Source organism: Pannonibacter phragmitetus DSM 14782 (genome assembly GCF_000382365.1).
In the GTDB taxonomy this organism is placed as follows: domain Bacteria; phylum Pseudomonadota; class Alphaproteobacteria; order Rhizobiales; family Stappiaceae; genus Pannonibacter; species Pannonibacter phragmitetus.
In genome coordinates, this window is sequence record NZ_KB908219.1 from 62,204 (window position 1) to 79,815 (window position 17,612).

13 protein-coding genes and 1 riboswitch are annotated in these 17,612 nt (G+C 63.6%); of the genes, 6 read left to right on the forward strand and 7 right to left on the reverse strand.

Features of this window, described 5'->3' with window-relative positions; translation table 11 throughout:
- Positions 1-27 precede the first annotated feature (27 nt).
- The 6 genes from edd to H163_RS0110340 form a co-directional block, all read right to left on the reverse strand.
- Positions 28-1,848, reverse strand: a complete 1,821-nt coding sequence (edd, locus tag H163_RS0110315) for a phosphogluconate dehydratase (RefSeq protein ID WP_019964501.1) — start codon at positions 1,846-1,848, stop codon at positions 28-30.
- Positions 1,849-2,040: 192 nt separating this feature from the next.
- Positions 2,041-3,513, reverse strand: coding sequence for a glucose-6-phosphate dehydrogenase (zwf, locus tag H163_RS0110320; protein WP_019964502.1), 1,473 nt, complete (start codon positions 3,511-3,513; stop codon positions 2,041-2,043).
- Positions 3,514-3,675: 162 nt separating this feature from the next.
- Positions 3,676-4,452 (reverse strand): ATP-binding cassette domain-containing protein, encoded by a 777-nt coding sequence (locus H163_RS0110325; protein ID WP_019964503.1) that lies wholly within the window; start codon positions 4,450-4,452, stop codon positions 3,676-3,678.
- The gene (locus tag H163_RS0110330) at positions 4,449-5,519 is read right to left on the reverse strand and encodes an ABC transporter permease (protein WP_040678621.1); all 1,071 of its coding nucleotides are present in this window, start codon (positions 5,517-5,519) and stop codon (positions 4,449-4,451) included. Before H163_RS0110330 ends, H163_RS0110325 begins: the two co-directional genes overlap by 4 nt.
- A gap of 132 nt (positions 5,520-5,651) precedes the next feature.
- Entirely contained in the window at positions 5,652-6,671 is a 1,020-nt protein-coding gene (locus H163_RS0110335) for a sugar ABC transporter substrate-binding protein (RefSeq protein WP_019964505.1), read from the reverse strand.
- Positions 6,672-6,744: 73 nt separating this feature from the next.
- On the reverse strand, positions 6,745-8,016 hold the full coding sequence (locus H163_RS0110340; RefSeq protein ID WP_019964506.1) for an ROK family transcriptional regulator: 1,272 nt from the start codon (positions 8,014-8,016) through the stop codon (positions 6,745-6,747).
- Between the two features lie 525 nt (positions 8,017-8,541).
- Between H163_RS0110340 and H163_RS0110345 the strand changes: the two genes are divergently transcribed.
- The 3 genes from H163_RS0110345 to H163_RS0110355 all read left to right on the forward strand — a co-directional run bounded on the left by H163_RS0110345 (position 8,542) and on the right by H163_RS0110355 (position 14,059).
- Complete coding sequence (locus tag H163_RS0110345; RefSeq protein ID WP_019964507.1) at positions 8,542-10,215, forward strand: long-chain-fatty-acid--CoA ligase; 1,674 nt, start codon at positions 8,542-8,544, stop codon at positions 10,213-10,215.
- Between the two features lie 223 nt (positions 10,216-10,438).
- A complete protein-coding gene (locus H163_RS0110350; protein WP_019964508.1) occupies positions 10,439-12,742 on the forward strand; it encodes a xanthine dehydrogenase family protein molybdopterin-binding subunit in 2,304 nt (767 codons plus the stop codon).
- A 270-nt stretch (positions 12,743-13,012) separates the two neighbouring features.
- On the forward strand, positions 13,013-14,059 hold the full coding sequence (locus tag H163_RS0110355; RefSeq protein ID WP_019964509.1) for a DMT family transporter: 1,047 nt from the start codon (positions 13,013-13,015) through the stop codon (positions 14,057-14,059).
- A gap of 51 nt (positions 14,060-14,110) precedes the next feature.
- Here the strand turns inward: H163_RS0110355 and H163_RS0110360 are convergent, their stop codons facing one another.
- Positions 14,111-14,347 carry an Lrp/AsnC ligand binding domain-containing protein gene (locus tag H163_RS0110360; protein WP_019964510.1) on the reverse strand — a complete coding sequence of 79 codons (237 nt, stop codon included), beginning with the start codon at positions 14,345-14,347 and terminating at the stop codon, positions 14,111-14,113.
- Positions 14,348-14,471: 124 nt separating this feature from the next.
- Positions 14,472-14,581: riboswitch (TPP riboswitch) on the forward strand.
- On the opposite strand from H163_RS0110360, the gene thiM reads away from it, so the two are divergent.
- The 3 genes from thiM (at position 14,573) to H163_RS0110375 (ending at position 17,324) form a co-directional block, all read left to right on the forward strand.
- Complete coding sequence (gene thiM / locus H163_RS0110365; RefSeq protein WP_081626008.1) at positions 14,573-15,376, forward strand: hydroxyethylthiazole kinase; 804 nt, start codon at positions 14,573-14,575, stop codon at positions 15,374-15,376. It overlaps the preceding riboswitch by 9 nt.
- A gap of 30 nt (positions 15,377-15,406) precedes the next feature.
- Entirely contained in the window at positions 15,407-16,225 is an 819-nt protein-coding gene (gene thiD, locus H163_RS0110370) for a bifunctional hydroxymethylpyrimidine kinase/phosphomethylpyrimidine kinase (RefSeq protein WP_019964512.1), read from the forward strand.
- On the forward strand, positions 16,215-17,324 hold the full coding sequence (locus H163_RS0110375; RefSeq protein ID WP_019964513.1) for a TRAP transporter substrate-binding protein: 1,110 nt from the start codon (positions 16,215-16,217) through the stop codon (positions 17,322-17,324). Before thiD ends, H163_RS0110375 begins: the two co-directional genes overlap by 11 nt.
- The last annotated feature ends 288 nt before the right edge of the window (positions 17,325-17,612 follow it).

Below are 17,612 nucleotides of genomic sequence, written 5' to 3' on the forward strand. Positions count from 1 at the left end.
TCCTTGGTCCTTCCGGTAGAGGCAGCATCAGCTGCCGAAAACATGCGCGCCCGTGTCTGCCGTGCCGACGAGGGCACGGAAGGGGGCAAAGAGATCACGGCCCGTGCCGGTCTGGTTGGCCGAGAGATCATAGGTGGCGAGCGGGCGGGCGTTGAACTCTGCCGCATCCACCAGCACTTCGAGTGTGCCCTTGACGGCATCGACGCGGATCACGTCGCCATCCTGAATACGGGCGATGGGGCCGCCGTCGCAAGCCTCGGGCGTCACGTGAATGGCCGCAGGCACCTTGCCGGAGGCACCCGACATGCGGCCATCGGTAACCAGCGCCACCTTCAGGCCCTTGTCCTGCAGGATGCCGAGGGCGGGTGTCAGCTTGTGCAGTTCCGGCATGCCGCAGGCCTTGGGGCCCTGGAAGCGCACCACGGCCACCACGTCGCCGGTCAGCTCGCCGCGCTTGAAGGCGGCCTGCAGGTCGTCCTGCGAGTTGAAGACGCGTGCGGGGGCCTCGATGATGTGACGCTCCGGACCCACGGCGGAAATCTTGATGACGGCGCGGCCCATGTTGCCGTCCAGCACTTTCAGCCCGCCGTTGGCCTGGAAGGCCTTCGGCATCGGCGCCAGCACCTTCTCATCGCCCGAAACGGCAGGCGCGGCATCACGGCGGACGGTGCCATCATCGTTCAGCTTGGCTTCGACCGTGTAGCCATCAAGGCCGGTGCCGTTGACGGTGCGTACGTCCTTGTGCAGCAGCCCGGCGGACAGAAGCTCGCGGATGAGGAAGCCCATGCCGCCGGCGGCCTGGAAGTGGTTCACGTCGGCCTTGCCGTTCGGATAGACGCGGGCGAGCAGCGGCACCACGTCGGACAGCTCGGAAATGTCATCCCAGGTCAGCTTGATGCCGGCCGCATTGGCCATGGCGACAAGGTGCATGGTGTGGTTGGTGGAGCCGCCCGTGGCATGCAGGCCGGCGACGCCGTTGACGATGGCGCGCTCGTCGATTACCTCCCCGATGGGGGTGTATTCGTTGCCGAGGGCGCTGATCGCCAGCGCCCGCTTGGCCGCTTCGCGGGTTAGAGCCTCACGCAGCGGCGTGCCCGGATTGATGAAGGAGGCACCGGGCATATGCAGGCCCATGATCTCCATCAGCATCTGGTTGGAGTTGGCGGTGCCGTAGAAGGTGCAGGTGCCGGGGCCGTGATAGGACTTCGATTCCGACTCCAGCAGTTCCGCCCGTCCCACCTTGCCTTCGGCATAGAGCTGGCGCGTCTTGGCCTTCTCGTCATTGGTGATGCCGGAAGTCATCGGACCTGCCGGGATGAAGACCGCAGGCAGATGGCCGAAGGAGAGGGCGCCGATGACGAGGCCCGGAACGATCTTGTCGCAGATGCCGAGATAGACGGCGGCATCGAACATGGCGTGCGACAGGCCGATGGCCGTGGACATGGCGATGATGTCGCGGGAGAACAGCGACAGTTCCATGCCCGACTGGCCCTGCGTCACGCCATCGCACATGGCCGGAACGCCGCCTGCCACCTGGGCAACGGCACCGGCATCACGGGCGGCCTGCCGGATCAACTCCGGATAGGTCTCGTAGGGCTGATGGGCCGACAGCATGTCGTTATAGGCGGTGATGATGCCGAGGTTCGGCACCACATCGCCTGCGAGCGCGGCCTTGTCGGAAACGGTGCAGGCGGCAAAGCCGTGGGCGAGGTTGCCGCAGGCCAGAGTGGAGCGGCGCGGCCCCTTCTCGCCATCAGCCCGGATGCGGTCGAGATAGCGGGAACGGTTGTCGTGGCTGCGCTTGACGATGCGCTCGGTCACCTCTGCGATGCGGGCATGCACGGTCATGGAACTTTCTCTCCCTCAGTTCCGGGGCGGGAAGGGCGCATGAGGCGTCCAGAGCAGATCACAATCCCGCCGCCCTGCGGATTTAATCGATTTAAGCCGAAGCGGCAACTGCTTCCGGCATGTCATTTGCGATCCGTATAATCGTGCCGCCAGCAGAATGCGGGCGGCACGATTGCCCAGGCTCGGGCTGGATCAGGCGTTTTCTTCCGACCAGGTGCGGCCATCGCGCTCGATCAGGGCGATCGAGGCGGACGGGCCCCATGTGCCGGCGGTGTAGCCCTTGGGCTGATCCTTGGCGGTTGACCAGGATTCGAGGATCGGATCGATCCACCGCCAGGCTGCATCCACTTCGTCGCGGCGCATGAACAGGGTCTGGTTGCCGCGTATTACGTCCATGATCAGCCGCTCATAGGCATCCGGATTGCGCACCTTGAAGGCGTCGGCAAAGCTCATGTCCAGCGGCACACGGCGCAGGCGCATGCCGCCGGGGCCCGGGTCCTTGATCATGATTTCCATCTTCACGCCCTCATCCGGCTGCAGGCGGATGACCAGGCGGTTGTCGGTGATGACGCCGGCTTCCGCGCCGAAGATGGAGTGGGGAATCGGGCGGAACTGCACGACGATTTCCGACACGCGGGTGGCAAGGCGCTTGCCCGTGCGCAGGTAGAAGGGCACGCCGGACCAGCGCCAGTTGGCAATCTCTGCCTTGATGGCGACGAAGGTTTCCGTGAGGCTGTCGTCCCGGCCCAGCTCTTCCAGATAGCCCGGCACGGCACCACCGGAGGAGGCGCCAGCCTTGTATTGGCCGCGCACGATGTGCTTTTCCACCAGCTCCGGGGTGAAAGGCGCGAGCGCCTTCAGAACCTTGAGCTTTTCGTCGCGCACACTGTCCGCATCCATCGAGGCGGGCGGTTCCATGGCGACAAGGCAGAGAAGCTGGAGAATGTGGTTCTGCACCATGTCACGCAGGGCACCTGCCGTGTCGTAGTAACCGGCACGCCCGCCGACGCCGAGCGACTCGGCCACGGTGATCTGCACATGGTCGATGTGGGCGGCATTCCACAGCGGCTCGAACAGGGCGTTGGCAAAGCGCAGCGCCATCAGGTTCTGCACTGTCTCCTTGCCGAGATAGTGGTCGATACGGAAGATCTGGTGTTCCTGGAACACCTTGCCGATGGTCTCGTTCAGCGCCTTGGCCGACTCGCCGTCCTTGCCGATCGGCTTTTCGATGACGACGCGGGTGTTGTCATTGACAAGGCCAGCCTTGCCGATCCCGGCGCAGATGGTTCCGAAGATATCCGGCGACACTGCGAGGTAGAAGGCACGGACCACATCCGGGCGCTCGTTCAGGATCTGGCCCAGCTCTGCCCAGCCAGCGTCTGCCGCCACATCGATGGCCACATAGGTCAGGCGGCCGAGAAAGCGGGTGAGGGCTTCACCGTCCAGATCCTTGAGGTGCTCGCGCAGGGCAGCTTCCGCCCAGGCGCGGTATTCACCGGAAGAAAACTCGCGCCGCGATGTGACGATAATGCGGGCTGCATCGGGGATCTGGCCGTCGAGATCGCGGAAATAGAGGGCCGGGAGCAGCTTGCGGTGCGCGAGGTCACCGGTGCCGCCGAATACGACCAGATCGAAATCATCCACTGCGATCACGCGAACGGCCATGCTCCTCGTCTCCCTTTTGGAGTGCGGCCCCAACGGCCGTCTGATTTATTTCGATGAGTTAAATAAAGGAAAATGGGTTGGGCCGCAATGCTAACACGCATTCTCCGGAACGTCTCCGCCCCGTTTCAGTTTTTTCGGGGCGGAGAACGAAGTTCAGCAGAATCAAGCTGCTAGCTCGACCGGAGGTTCCATGGCGCCGGTCATGATGGCCACAGCATCCGACATGGAGAAATCGGAGGGCTTGATGATCGTGGCGCGCTTGCCAAGGCGGTGGATGTGGATGCGGTCTGCCACTTCAAACACATGCGGCATGTTGTGGCTGATCAGGATGATCGGCAGGCCGCGTGAGTTCACGTCCTTGATGAGGTCCAGCACGCGGCGGCTTTCCTTCACGCCAAGCGCTGCCGTCGGCTCGTCCATGATGATCACCTTGGAGCCGAAGGCCGCAGCGCGGGCCACCGCAACACCCTGACGCTGGCCGCCGGAAAGCGTCTCCACCGCCTGGTTGATGTTCTGGATGGTCATCAGGCCGAGTTCCGCCAGTTTCTTGCGGGCGAAGTCCTCCATCGCCCTGCGGTCCAGCGTGCGGAACACCTTGCCCATCAGGCCGGGTTTGCGGATTTCCCGGCCCATGAACATGTTGTCGGTGATCGACAGGGCAGGGGACATGGCGAGCGTCTGGTAGACGGTCTCGATCCCGGCCATGCGCGCATCATTGGGGGAGGTGAAGCGGATCTCCTCGCCATCCAGATGGATGCTGCCGCTGTCCGGCGTCACGGCGCCGGACAGTGCCTTGATGAGCGTGGACTTGCCTGCACCATTGTCGCCGATGACGGCGAGGATCTCGCCCGGCATCAGGTCGAAGTCGCAATGATCCATGGCGGTAACGGGGCCATAGCGCTTGACGAGGCCACGGGCCTTCAGAACTGCCTCGGTCATGCCGTTACCTTTCTGATCCACTGGTCGATGGTGACGGCGGCAATGATCAGCACGCCGATGAGGAGATAGGTCCACTGCGGATCGGCACCAGCCATGCGCAGGCCCAGCTCGAACACGCCGACGATCAGCGCGCCGAAGAAGGCGCCGACGATGGAGCCGCGCCCGCCGAAGAGCGAGATGCCGCCAATCACCACAGCGGTGATGGCCTGGATGTTGCCGATGACACCGGTTGTGGCCGAGGGCGAGACGGAGCCGAAGCGGCCGATCATGACCCAGGCGGCAAGGCCGCAGATGAAGCCGACGAGCATGTAGACCGACATGAGCGTGCGGTGCACGTTGACGCCCGCAAGCTTTGCCGCCTCCGGGTCGTCGCCGACGGCATAGACATGCCGCCCCCAGGCGGTGGAGCGCAGCGCATAGGCGAGTACTGCCACCACAAGGATCATCAGGATGACGCCGTAGGTGAGGCTCGCACCGCCAACCTTCAGCGTGGTGCCAAGGAACTGAAGGAAGGGCGCCTGCGTCTCGATGTCCTGCGCACGGATGGTTTCATTGGCAGAGTAAAGATAATTGGCCGCCAGAACGATCTGCCACATGCCGAGCGTGACGATGAAGGGCGGCAGCTTGACGCGGGACACCAGCCAGCCGTTGACGGCGCCGATCATCGTGCCGCAGGCAAGGCCGATCATCACCGAAATTGCGGGCGGAATGCCATAGCGGAAGGTGAACTGGCCCATGATGACGGACGTCAGCACTGCGATGGCGCCGACGCTGAGGTCGATGCCGGCGGTGAGGATGATCAGGCTCTGGGCTGCCGCCAGCACGCCGACGATCTGCACCTGCTGCAGGATCAGCGTCATGGCGAAGGGCGAAAAGAACTTCTCTCCCAGATAAGCGCCGAAAAGCAGGATGGCTGCAATGAGAACGAGCAGCGGCACGAGCGCCGTGTTGGTGTGCAGCGCATGGTGGAACTGCTGCAGGACGCCTTTCTTATGATCCTGAAACTCGGCGAAATTCTCTTCCCGGCGCGTTTTTACCGCATCCTCGAAGTTGTCGGTCTTGCTCACGGCCAAGCCTCCTCCCGCTGTGAGAGAGACGCCGGGCGCCGCGGGGCGCCCGGAGCTTCTCCGGCATGTTTTCTGGTTCTTGTGACGTCAGGGATCAGGCGGGCCAGCCGCCCGATCCGCATGCGCGAGGTCTCAGCCCCAGCAGAGCTTCTTGCCTTCCTCGACCGAGATGGACTGGACGCCATCCACCGGCTTGCCGGTGACGAGCGACACGCCCGTGTCGAAGAAGTCCTTGCCGCCGGTGGCCTGCGGCTTGGTGCCGTCCTTGGCCCAGGCGGCGATGGCCTCGATGCCCTTGGCGGCCATCAGCAGCGGGTACTGCTGGGAGGTGGCGCCGATGACGCCGGCTTCCACATTGGCAACGCCCGGGCAGCCGCCATCGACGGAGACGATCAGAACGTCCTTCTCGCGCCCGATGGCCTTCAGGGCCTCATAGGCGCCAGCGGCTGCGGGCTCGTTGATGGTGTAGACCACATTGACCGAAGGGTCCTTGGCGAGCAGGCTTTCCATGGCCTTGCGGCCGCCTTCCTCGTTGCCCTGGGTCACGTCATTGCCGACGATGCGCGGATCGGTCTCATCGCCCCACTTGTTCGGGTCGCCCAGTTCGATGCCGAAGCCCTTCAGGAAACCCTGATTGCGCAGCACGTCCACGGTCGGCTGGGACACGTCAAGGTCGAGCATGGCGATCTTCGCGTCTGCGGTCTTGTCCCCAAGCGTCTTTGCGGCCCACTGGCCGATCAGTTCACCGGCAAGGAAGTTGTCGGTGGCGAAGGTCATGTCAGCTGAGTCCAGCGGATTCAGCGGTGTGTCGAGGGCGATGACGAGGATGCCGGCATCGCGGGCCTGCTTCACGGCCGGAACGATGGCGGAGGTGTCGGAGGCGGTCAGCAGGATGCCCTTGGCGCCGTTGGCGATGCAGGTTTCGATGGCCGCGACCTGGGTGTCGTTGTCACCATCGACCTTGCCGGCATAGGCATTCAGCTGAATGCCAAGCTCCTTGGCCTTGGCGGCAGCGCCCTCGCGCATCTTCACGAAGAACGGGTTGGTGTCCGTCTTGGTGATGAGGCAGGCGTTGACCGTGTCGGCCTGTGCCGGGGCAACGGCGCCCATGGCTGCGAATACGGAACCTGCGAGAAGCATCTTGCGGATCATTGTCGTCATCCTCCCTGACCGTTTGTCTCCTCCCGTTCTGGCCCCGGCCGGTTCAGGCCAGAACGGCTGCCCCTCAAGCTGTCGAGGGGGCTTCCAGACGGAGGGCTCCCACCCCCGCCGATCCCTTGAGGCCGCCGGTCAGGATTTCTGCCCGGGGCGAAAAATTGAAGAACATGGGCAGGCTGGCAGCGCCGAGGGCGCCCGCGTCCTGCCCGAAACTGCCATGCTCTACACGCGGCGCATCGCGCGCTTCCGGCGCTTCTTCGACGAGCGCCCGGTGCAGTTTTCCGATCAGTGCACTCAGCATGCCGCTGTCGATGTCGCAGTCGATCACGATCAGGGGAATGTCGAGCAGGGCGTGGCTGGCACGCACAGAAGGCAATAGCGCATCCACGCAATCCTCCAGCCATTCCCCCACTTCGGGCCGCCCGGCGATGACCGCCTGCTCCAGCTCGGCGCGTGACGGGCGCAGGCCGGAGCCTTGCGTCAGATGCCGTGCCAGCGCGCCGAGTGAGGCGCGGGTCAGCAGGATGTCCCAGCTGCCTTTCGGGCGCGGGGCGCTGGCAAGCTTGCTTGGCGTCACCGGCATCACGGCCACGTCCGCCGCATTGCCGGTGGTTCCGCGCACCACATCGCCGTTCATGATCAGCCCGCCGCCGATGGCAGGGCCGATGAAAAGGTAGAGGAAATTGTCTTCCTTACGGCCAAGCCCGTAAAACAGTTCTGCAACTGCCGCAGCCGTGCCGTCATTCTCGGCGAAGACCGGAAGGCCGCTGGCTGCCTCAAGACTGGCGGCGAAATCCACCTCGTCCCACGGCTTGAAGTTCTCTGCAGGAAGGCCAAGCTGCTGCAGCCATGCGCCCAGATTGAAGGGCTGGGCAAGGCCGATGCCGGTCAGGCGTCGGCGCTCGGCCGGAGACAGAAGGTCCTGCAGTTTCTCGATATCCTGCCGGATCATGTCCACCGCAACAGATGGCAGCGGCAGGATCATGTCGTGATAGCTGCGCCCGATGATGCGGCCGCCGAAATCGACCAGCACCGTCTCGATGCCGGCGCGGCCGAGGCGTACGCCGAAACCAAAGGCGCCGCGCGTGGCAAGGCGCAGGATCGTGGCCGGCTGGCCGCGTCCGCCATCGTGGCGCTTGCCGACTTCCTCGATCAGGCCATCCTGAGCCAGTTCCTGGATGATGGCGCCAATCGCCGCATTGGTCAGATTGGCAGACCGGGCGAGCTCCGCCTTGGAGGCTTCCCCGGCGCGGCGCAGGATCTGCAGCACGATACGCTCGTTGTAACGGCGCAGTTGTGCCGAATTGCTGCCTCTCCCGCTTGTGACGTTTCCTGCCATTCAGCGTCCTCCCTGGTGGCTGATATGAAACTGCCGCCAGCACCGAATAATTTTTGTTGATTTAATTATTTGGTGCTCGCGCCCTGCAGTCAACCATTTTCGTTGTTGCACTGCGTCAAAGTGCAGATTCTGGAATATTAGATTCCCCTAGTTGTTTTGAGGAGATGGCAATTTCAACTATGGGTAATGCGCTTCAATAATTTTTCCCGCCTTGCGGAAATGCAACCGGAAATCTGAAATCACTGTATTGTTTGTCTACTAATACCTGGGCATCTGAGATGCTGACGTATCACGCCTTGAAATTGCTCAGTCCCTGCGATGTCTGAGAAAAAAAAGTCGCAGGTGCCGTTACGTCGCCGGTTGACGTAAACGGAAGGAACGTCAAATCTGTAGGAAGACGCCCCAGGCAGGGGTATCAACCTGGAATGCCGCAGGCAGGGAGGTTGCGCTGGCGAGCGCAAGCCGGGAGTGAAGCTCCCGGGCCTAGGTCTTCCAGGTGGCGCAGAATCTCGATTGGAGACCGCCATGGCGAAAGTGGAGGAATGGGTTGCGGCTTTCAGGCCCCGCCCGCTGCATGAATATCTGGAGGAGACCGTTGCATCCTACGGCAAGACCGTGGCTGCAGACTTCCTTGGAAAGACCTGGACCTATGGCGAACTTGGCGCATTGGTGAACCGTGTTGCCGCAGGTTTGCAGGCACTGGGGGTCAGCAAGGGGACGAAGGTTGGCCTGTGCCTGCCCAACACGCCTTACTACACCATCTTCTACTTCGCGCTGATGAAGGCCGGTGCCACGGTCGTGAACTTCAATCCGCTTTATGTGGAGCGCGAGATCGCCTTTCAGGCGCGCGATGCGGAAGTGCGCATCATGGTCACGCTCGACCTCAAGGTCATCTATGACAAGGTTGAGGCGGTGCGCCGCGACGGTATTCTGGACAGGATCATCGTCTGCCCGATGGCGGATATCCTGCCTGCGGTGAAGCGGGCGCTCTTCACCCTGTTCAAGGGCAAGGACCGGGCCCCGTGGAAGGCTGACACGGGTCATGTGCCCTATGCAGCGCTCCTCAACCGCGGTGCCAGCCCGGTGCCGGTCGCCATTGATCCGGTGGAGGATGTCGCAGTCCTGCAATACACCGGCGGCACCACCGGCGTGCCCAAGGGCGCGATGCTGACGCATGCGAACCTCTCCGCCAACATCGAGCAGATGAAGGACATCTTCCACGCGGCGGAAAAGGGCAAGGAGCGGATGCTCTGTGTCATTCCGTTCTTCCATGTCTTTGCCATGACCGTGGCGCAGAACCTTGCCGTCGTGCTGGCCGCGCAGATGGTTCTGATGCCGCGCTTCGACATGAAGCTGCTGCTGGATACTATCAAGCGCACGCGCCCGACGCTGTTCCCGGGCGTCCCGACGATCTACACGGCAATCAACAATTCGCCGCTCACCGTCTCCTATGACCTGACCAGCGTGAAGCTGTGCATCTCCGGCGGCGCGCCGCTGCCGGTCGAAGTGAAGGAGAAGTTCGAGACGATCACCGGCTGCATTCTCGTGGAAGGCTACGGCCTGACGGAAACCTCGCCGGTTGCTTCGGTCAATCCGCTGGACGAGCGCCGCCGTGCCGGTTCCATCGGTCAGCTGGCGCCGGGCACCATCGCTGAATTCCGTGCATTGGATGACCCAAGCCGCACGGTGCCGCAGGGTGAAAAGGGCGAACTGGTGATCAAGGGGCCGCAGGTGATGAAGGGCTACTGGAAGCGGCCCGAGGAAACCGCGCGCACGATAGAGGATGGCTTCCTCCATACCGGTGATGTCGGCTATGTGGATAAGGACGGCTTCATCTATCTGGTGGACCGGATCAAGGACCTCATCCTCTGCTCGGGGTACAACGTCTATCCGCGCGTGATCGAGGAAGCCCTGTATCAGCACGCAGGTGTTGAAGAGGCCATCGTGATCGCGGTTCCCGATGAGTACCGGGGGCAGGCGCCCAAGGCTTTCGTCAAGCTGCGGGCCGGTGCCACGGTCACGCAGGAAGAAATGCGCGCTTTCCTCAAGGATCACCTCTCTGCCATTGAGCTGCCGCGCGAGATCGAGTTCCGCGATGCGCTGCCCAAGACCATGGTGGGCAAGCTGTCCAAGAAGGAACTGGTCGAGGAAGAAGCTGCCAAGCGGGCTGCGGCTGCTGCCAATCAGCCGGCCGCCTGACGCCTGACCCTGATCCCGACAAGGGGCCCGCCGGATACCACCGGCGGGCCCCTTGTCATTCCTGCGGATATGAGGATCGGGCGTCTTGCCTCTAATTCGGGGTTGACGTTTCACGGTCCGGCACAACATTCTTGTCTGACAAAACAAGCTTCGCAGCCCCTTCAGGCCAATCCCCACGCGCCGCATGGCTGCATCAGCCCATAACAATCGAGGCCGTTTCCAGATGAACCAGATGACGCCGAAGAAATTCGGGATCGGTGCCCCGGTCCGCCGCAAGGAAGATCCTGCCCTGATCACCGGCACAGGCCGCTACACGGATGACTTCGCCCCCGAAGGCACGCTGCATGCCTATGTGCTGCGCTCCGCCATGGCGCATGCCCGGATTTCCGTCTCTGGTCTTGATGAGGCCCGCGCCCATCCGGGCGTGGCGATGGTGCTGACCGGGGCTGACCTTGACGGCATGAAGCCGATGCCGGTGAAGGCGGTGATGAAGCAGCTGGACGGCACCATGCACTGGTGCCCGGTGCGGCCAGTGCTCTGCACGGATACAGTCCGCCACGTGGGCGATGCCATTGCCTTTGTGGTGGCTGACAGCGTCAATGCGGCAAAGTCTGCGGCGGAACTGATCGAGGTGGACTATGAGCCGCTCGATGTGATCGTCGATATCGAGGAAGCCGCTCAGGACGGGGCAACGCTCGTCTGGCCGGAGCATGGCACCAACAAGGCGTTCCGCCTCGGCCATGGTGACGAGGCAAAGACCGAAGAGGCCTTCCGCAAGGCTTCGCATGTCACCTCCATCCGTCTCGTCAACAACCGGCTCGTGGCCAATTACATGGAGCCGCGTGCCTGCCTTGCCGAATATGATGCAGATACAGGCCGCTACACGCTGACTGCGGGCACGCAGGGCGGCCATGGCCAGCGGGACATCATCGCCAAGGATATCCTCGGCATCGATCCGGCACGGCTGCGTATCATCACACCGGAAGTGGGCGGCGGCTTCGGCACCAAGATGTTCGTCTACCGGGAATATCCGCTGTGCCTGTTTGCCGCAGAAAAGCTGCGCCGTCCGGTGAAATGGACCGGCGACCGCATGGACCACTTCGTCACCGACGCGCACGGCCGTGACAACATCACCACCGCAGATCTGGCGCTGGATGCCGATGGCCGCATCCTTGGCCTGCGCATCCATGTGCTGGCGGCCATGGGCGCCTATCTGCACCAGTATGGCCCGTTCATCCCCTTTGTCGGCACCTCCATGTCCACGGGGCTCTATGATGTGCCGGCGCTGTTCGTGACGGCGACGGGCGTCTACACCCACACAGTGCCGACCGATGCCTATCGCGGCGCGGGGCGTCCGGAAGCGGCCTATCTGATCGAACGGCTGATCGAGAAGGCGGGGCTTGAAACAGGACTTGGTACGGCGGAAATCCGCCGCCGCAATTTCGTGCCTTCCAGCGCGCTGCCCTACACCACGGCGACGGGCCGGATGTATGACACCGGCGACTTCGCCGGGCACATGGAAAAGGCGCTTGAGGTGGCGGACTGGAACGGTTTTGCCGCCCGTCAGGCCGCGAGCGCGGCGCGTGGCAAGTACCGTGGCATCGGTCTTTGCAGCTACATCGAGGCCTGCGCCTTCCCCGGCGGGGAAGAGGCGACCGTGGAACTCAACGGCAATGGCACAGTGACGCTGCTGATAGGCACCCAGACCAACGGCCAGGGCCATGCCACCGCCTATTCGCAGGTGATCGCGGAACAGCTTGGGCTTGATATCGGGCAGATCGAGGTGATCCAGGGTGATACGGACCGGGTGCGCAAGGGCGGCGGCACGGGTGGCTCCCGCTCCATTCCGCTCGGCCTGCCGTCGGTGCTTGAAGCCTCGAAGAGCCTTGTCCGCAAGATCAAGGAAAAGGCGGCCGATCAGCTGGAAACCGGCATTGATGATCTGGAACTGGTGGATGGAGAGGTCCGGGTCGTCGGCACCGACCGTTCCGTTTCGCTGGCCGCCGTCGCCGCTGCAGCGGGTGAAAAGCTGGCCGGTCAGGAAGAGGTGAAGCAGGCCGAAGCCACCTATCCCAACGGCACGCATGTCTGCGAGCTGGAAGTGGACCCGGAAACGGGCGATGTGGAGCTGCTGAACTACACCATCGTTGACGATTTCGGCGTCACGGTGAACCCGGTGCTGCTCGCCGGTCAGGTCATCGGCGGCACGGTGCAGGCGATCAGTCAGGCCCTGTGCGAGGAAACGGTGTTCGATGCGGACGGCCAGCTGCTGACCGCCTCGCTGCTCGATTACCGCCTGATCCGGGCATCCGATCTGCCGGATATCCATTTCGAGACGAAGAACGTGCCCTCCACCACCAACGCGCTGGGCATCAAGGGCGCTGGCGAGGCGGGCACCATCGGCGGCTGCGCGGCCGTGATGAATGCCCTGCAGATGGCGCTGCGCGATGTGGCAGGGGTGGAGCATATCGACATGCCCGCCACCCCGCACCGGGTCTGGCAGGCCATTCAGGCCGCCCGCGCCTGAGAGCACAATTCGAAACCGGGCAGCGCAGGTGACTGCGCTGTCCCCTCATCGGGACCATCGCCGGTTGCCTCTCCCGCCCGGCAGCGTAAAATTCTGTAAGCTGCGGCAATATGGTCTGGAATTTCGAGACCGGTTTGCTACCCTTGTATACAGTAACATGCATGGTGCGCACGGCGAAGTTGCCACGGCACCCGCAGATTTGAGATGAGGCTCGGGACCGGCGCCCTGCCTCTTCATGCCCGCCCCGGCGCCGGACCTTTGGACGATCATATGGCCATGAGGGATTCGAACGCTCCTGACGAGGGCGAGGCGGAGAGCCGCATATTGGCTTCCGGAGAGGGGGCTTCCGTTCCGCCGCAAGCCGCAGTGCTGACGTCACAAAGGCCCGTCCTGGGCATTGCGCTGAAGCTGTGCTCCACCTTCACCTTCGCCTGCATGGCGGTGGCCCTGAAGATCACCACAGAAAGCGTGCCGATCGGCGAGATCGTCTTTGCCCGCAATTTCTTCGGCATGTTTCCGGTGCTGCTGCTCGTGGCGCTGCGCGGTGAGCTGACCAGTTCCCTTCACACCCGCCAGCCCATGGGCCATGTCGGCCGTGCCATCGCAGGCATTGCGGCCATGCTGTTTGCCTTCACCTCGCTGAAGTATCTGCCGATCGCCGACTCGACCGCCATCGGCTTTGCCGCGCCGCTGTTTACGGTTGTTCTCGCCTTTTTCTTCCTTGGCGAGACGGTGCGTATCTACCGCTGGACGGCGGTCATCATCGGGTTCCTCGGCATCGTTGTCATCCTGTCCCCGCATATGGGCGGCACGGAAATGAGCGGGGATGCCTGGTTCGGCGCGGCAGCTGCGGCGGCAGGCGCCTTCTGCACGGCCATGGCGATGATCTTCGTGCGCAAGCTCTGCGAGACCGAGCGCACCAGCACCATTGTCATCTGGTTCTCCGGCTGCGCCTCGCTGATCTCGCTGGCAACCATTCCGTTCGGCTGGATCTTTACCGATTTCGCCTGGGTCATTCCGGATGCGAAAACGGCAGCCTTGCTCGTCTTCGTCGGGCTTGCGGGTGGCGTCGGCCAGATCGTCATGACCGAGAGCTACCGTTATGCGGATGCCTCCACCATCGCGCCCTTCGACTATGCCAACCTGCTGTGGGCGGTGCTGCTCAGCTGGGCGATCTTTGGCGACATTCCGGTGTGGCAGGTCGTTGCCGGTGCGCTGATCGTGGTTGCGGCAGGCCTCTTCGTCATCTACCGCGAACGGGCGCTGGGCAAGGACGACAGCCGGGCGCGCAAGGCCTCCTCGCCGCTGCGGCCCTGACCCAAAGCCTGCGCCCCGGCTTTCATCGCCCGGCGCAGGCTGAATAGTGTCTCAGAATGCCTTGAAGGTGATGATGGTGCGGGTGTCGCGGATGCCTTCGAGGCAATGCAGCTTCTCGTTGACGAAGTGGCCGATGTCCTCGCCATCCTCGATATAGACCTTCACCAGCAGGTCATAGTCGCCGCTCGTGGAGTAGATTTCCGACGCGATCTCGGCATCCGCAATGGCATTGGCGACCTTGTAGGTCTCGCCGAGGTGGCATTTGATCATGATGAAGAAGGGCTTCATGGCGTGCTCCTGAGGGCTGTCCTGTCAAAGGACATGGCCGATCCGCCGCCGTCAGTCAATCGCTGCGCTCTCTTGCCGCCGCCAGAGCATGCTTGCCAAGCCGGACCGGGCTTGGTAGCTCTTTGCCGTCTCATGGGGGTGCCCGCCGGATGCGCCGGGCTGAGAGGCGATGGTGCCAACTCCTTGAACCTGATCCGGCTTGTACCGGCGGAGGGATTTGGGATGATGAGCGGTCAAACGGCACGCGGCGCAGCGGATGCTGCTGCCAGTTCTCACATCACTGCAGATCAGCTGGCTTTGCGCACGGCGGAGGTGCTGGAGAAGATCCGCGCGTCCGCGCCCCGTGTGCATTGCCTGACGAATGCGGTGGCGCAGGCCTTCACTGCCAATGTGCTGCTGGCGCTGGGCGCCATTCCGTCCATGACGATTTCGCCGGAAGAGGTGCACTTCTTCACGGCTTCTGCGCAGGCGTTGCTCGTCAACCTCGGCACGCTGGACGAAGCGCGCAAGGAGGCTGCAAACCGCGCCATCAGCATTGCCGCAGGCGAGGGCAAGCCCTGGGTGCTGGATCCCGTCTTTGCCGACCGTTCTCCGCCGCGCCTGACCGAGGCCCGGCGCCTGCTGGCGCTGAAGCCTTCCTTGCTGAAGATCAACGCCGGGGAGCTTGCAGCTCTTGGCGGCGGGGCGTCCGTTCTGGAACTTTCCCGCCAGCTGGGGCTTCCCGTTGCAATGACCGGTGCCGTGGATGACATCAGCAGTGGCACGCAGAGCCTGCACCTTGCCAATGGCCATCCGCTGATGGGCAAGGTGACGGCGACCGGATGTGCTGCCGGGGCGGTGGCTGCGGCTGCGCTTGCCGTGGAGCCGGACCCGGTGGTGGCTGCGGCTGCGGCGCTGTCCATCATGGCGATTGCCGGAGAAAGGGCTGCCGTAGGGGCCGCCGGCCCGGGCAGCTTCGTCCCGGCATTCCTTGATGCCCTTTACGGGCTTGATGCGCCGCAGATTGGCGCGCACCTGCGGCTCGCCTGAGCTGCTGCCAGCCTGATTTCAGGAGGAACCATGACTGCCATTGCCCTGACCATCGCAGGCTCGGATTCCGGCGGTGGAGCCGGTATCCAGGCCGATCTCAAGACCTTCTCGGCGCTCGGTGTCTATGGCGCCAGCGTGCTGAGCGCACTGACGGCACAGAACACCCTTGGCGTCAGCGCCATTCATGACATTCCCCCTGCCTTCGTGCGGGCGCAGTTGGATGCGGTGCTGTCCGATCTCAAGGTCAATGCCATCAAGATCGGCATGCTGTCGCGCCCGGATGTAATTCGCACTGTTGCCGAAGGGCTGGATGCGCATGAGGCGTCCAATGTGGTGCTGGACCCGGTAATGGTCGCAGCCTCCGGGGATCCGCTGCTGGTGCCGGAAGCGGTCTCCGTGCTGATTGCGGAGCTGCTGCCGCGCGCGCAGCTGATCACGCCGAACCTGCCGGAAGCTGCCCGCATGCTGAATACGGAAATCGCACAGGGGCGGGAGGCCATGCGCGCTCAGGCGCAGGCGCTGCTGGATCTGGGCGCCAGGGCCGTGCTGCTGAAGGGCGGCCACGGGGAGGGGCCGGAGAGCGAGGACCTGCTGCTGACCCGCGACGGACGCGAACAGTGGTTCACCGCCCCCCGCCACGCCACGCGCAACAGCCACGGCACCGGCTGCACCCTGTCCTCCGCCATCGCGGCGGGCCTTGCCAAAGGGCTTTCGCTGCCGGATGCGGTTGCCGGAGCGAAGCTCTATGTGACCCATGCCATCCGCGCGGCCGATGACCTCAAGATCGGTGAAGGCCATGGGCCGGTGCATCATTTCCACGCGCTCTGGGAGACAAGTCATGTCAGCTGAGATCAAGCCCTCCGCCTCGCGCCGTCAGGCCCTCAAGCTGGGGGCCGCGAGCGTGGCATCCTTGCTGGCATCACCCGCGATTGCCAACACCGGCGATGCCGTTATCGAATGGAAGATGGTGACCTCCTGGCAGAAGAACCTGCCGGGCCCGGGCACGACCGCCCAGACGATCTGCGACCGGATCGAGAAAATGTCGGGTGGGCGGATGCGGGTGCGGCTGTTTGCGGCCGGCGAGCTGGTGCCGCCGCTCGGTGTGTTCGATGCCGTGTCAGCCGGTACGGCACAGGTGGCGCACACGGCCTCCTTCTTCTGGCAGGGCAAGATGCCGGCCGCCGTCTGGTTCACGGCGATTCCCTTCGGTCTTCTGCCGCTTGAGCACATCACCTGGATCGAGCAGGGCGGCGGGCAGGCGCTGTGGGACGAACTTTACGCCCCGTTCGGCATCAAGCCGGTGATGGCGGGCAACACCGGCGTGCAGATGGGCGGCTGGTTCCGCAAGGAAATCAATACACTCGATGATCTTGCCGGCCTGAAGATCCGCATGCCTGGATTGGGCGGCGAGGTCATGCGCCGGCTGGGAGCAACGCCGGTCGCTCTGCCGCCGGGTGAAATCTTCCCGGCGCTGCAGTCCGGCCTCATTGACGCCACCGAGTTTCTGGGGCCCTGGAGCGATCAGGCCATGGGCTTCCAGAAGGTGGCCAAGTTCTACTACGCCCCCGGCTTCCACGAGCCGAACGGCACCGGCGAGGCGCTGTTCAACCGGACTGCGCTGGAAGGGCTGCCGGAGGATCTCAGAACCATCGTTCTGGAGGCCTGCAAGGCCGAGAACGGGCGCTCTCTGGCCGAAAGCGAATGGATGAATGCGGGCAGCCTTGAGAGCCTGCAGAAGGACGAGGGGGTGCAGCTGCGCTTCTACCCCGAAGATGTGCTGGAAGCGCTGCGCCGCGAAACAGCGGTGGTGCTGGGAGAGCTTGCGGCCAAGGACGAGCTTACTGCGCGCATCCACGCCAGCTACAGCAAGGCGCTGGCGCGGCTGGCGCCCTGGAGCAGGGTCTCCGTACAGCGGTTCCTTGCCGCGCGCGATGCTGACAAGGTCTGATACCAAGCCTTTCGATGCTGACGCATCACGCCTTCAAAAGGCTCAAGCGCCGCACGGGCTTAACCAATGCTCGATGAGTCAGGCTCATCGAGCATTGGTATGAGGGGCACCTTCCTCATCCGGATCCTGCGCGCAAGAGAGCCTGTTCCGGGCAGGAAGTGGCTCGCATCGGACGGATTCAGCCATTTTCTGCCCGGGTGGACGGAGAGAAATGTGACTTTCCTGCAACGCAGGTCGCGAAAACTGGCCAGCGTGAAATTGTGTGATAAATGCCTATTTTTTAAGCAT

Bases quoted from the DNA above. Each gene is read 5' to 3' on its own strand.
- edd (WP_019964501.1), bottom strand. From the start codon at position 1,848: ATGACCGTGCATGCCCGCATCGCAGAGGTGACCGAGCGCATCGTCAAG.
- zwf (WP_019964502.1), bottom strand. From the start codon at position 3,513: ATGGCCGTTCGCGTGATCGCAGTGGATGATTTCGATCTGGTCGTATTC.
- H163_RS0110325 (WP_019964503.1), bottom strand. From the start codon at position 4,452: ATGACCGAGGCAGTTCTGAAGGCCCGTGGCCTCGTCAAGCGCTATGGC.
- H163_RS0110335 (WP_019964505.1), bottom strand. From the start codon at position 6,671: ATGATCCGCAAGATGCTTCTCGCAGGTTCCGTATTCGCAGCCATGGGC.
- H163_RS0110340 (WP_019964506.1), bottom strand. From the start codon at position 8,016: ATGGCAGGAAACGTCACAAGCGGGAGAGGCAGCAATTCGGCACAACTG.
- H163_RS0110345 (WP_019964507.1), top strand. From the start codon at position 8,542: ATGGCGAAAGTGGAGGAATGGGTTGCGGCTTTCAGGCCCCGCCCGCTG.
- H163_RS0110350 (WP_019964508.1), top strand. From the start codon at position 10,439: ATGAACCAGATGACGCCGAAGAAATTCGGGATCGGTGCCCCGGTCCGC.
- H163_RS0110355 (WP_019964509.1), top strand. From the start codon at position 13,013: ATGGCCATGAGGGATTCGAACGCTCCTGACGAGGGCGAGGCGGAGAGC.
- H163_RS0110360 (WP_019964510.1), bottom strand. From the start codon at position 14,347: ATGAAGCCCTTCTTCATCATGATCAAATGCCACCTCGGCGAGACCTAC.
- thiM (WP_081626008.1), top strand. From the start codon at position 14,573: ATGAGCGGTCAAACGGCACGCGGCGCAGCGGATGCTGCTGCCAGTTCT.
- thiD (WP_019964512.1), top strand. From the start codon at position 15,407: ATGACTGCCATTGCCCTGACCATCGCAGGCTCGGATTCCGGCGGTGGA.
- H163_RS0110375 (WP_019964513.1), top strand. From the start codon at position 16,215: ATGTCAGCTGAGATCAAGCCCTCCGCCTCGCGCCGTCAGGCCCTCAAG.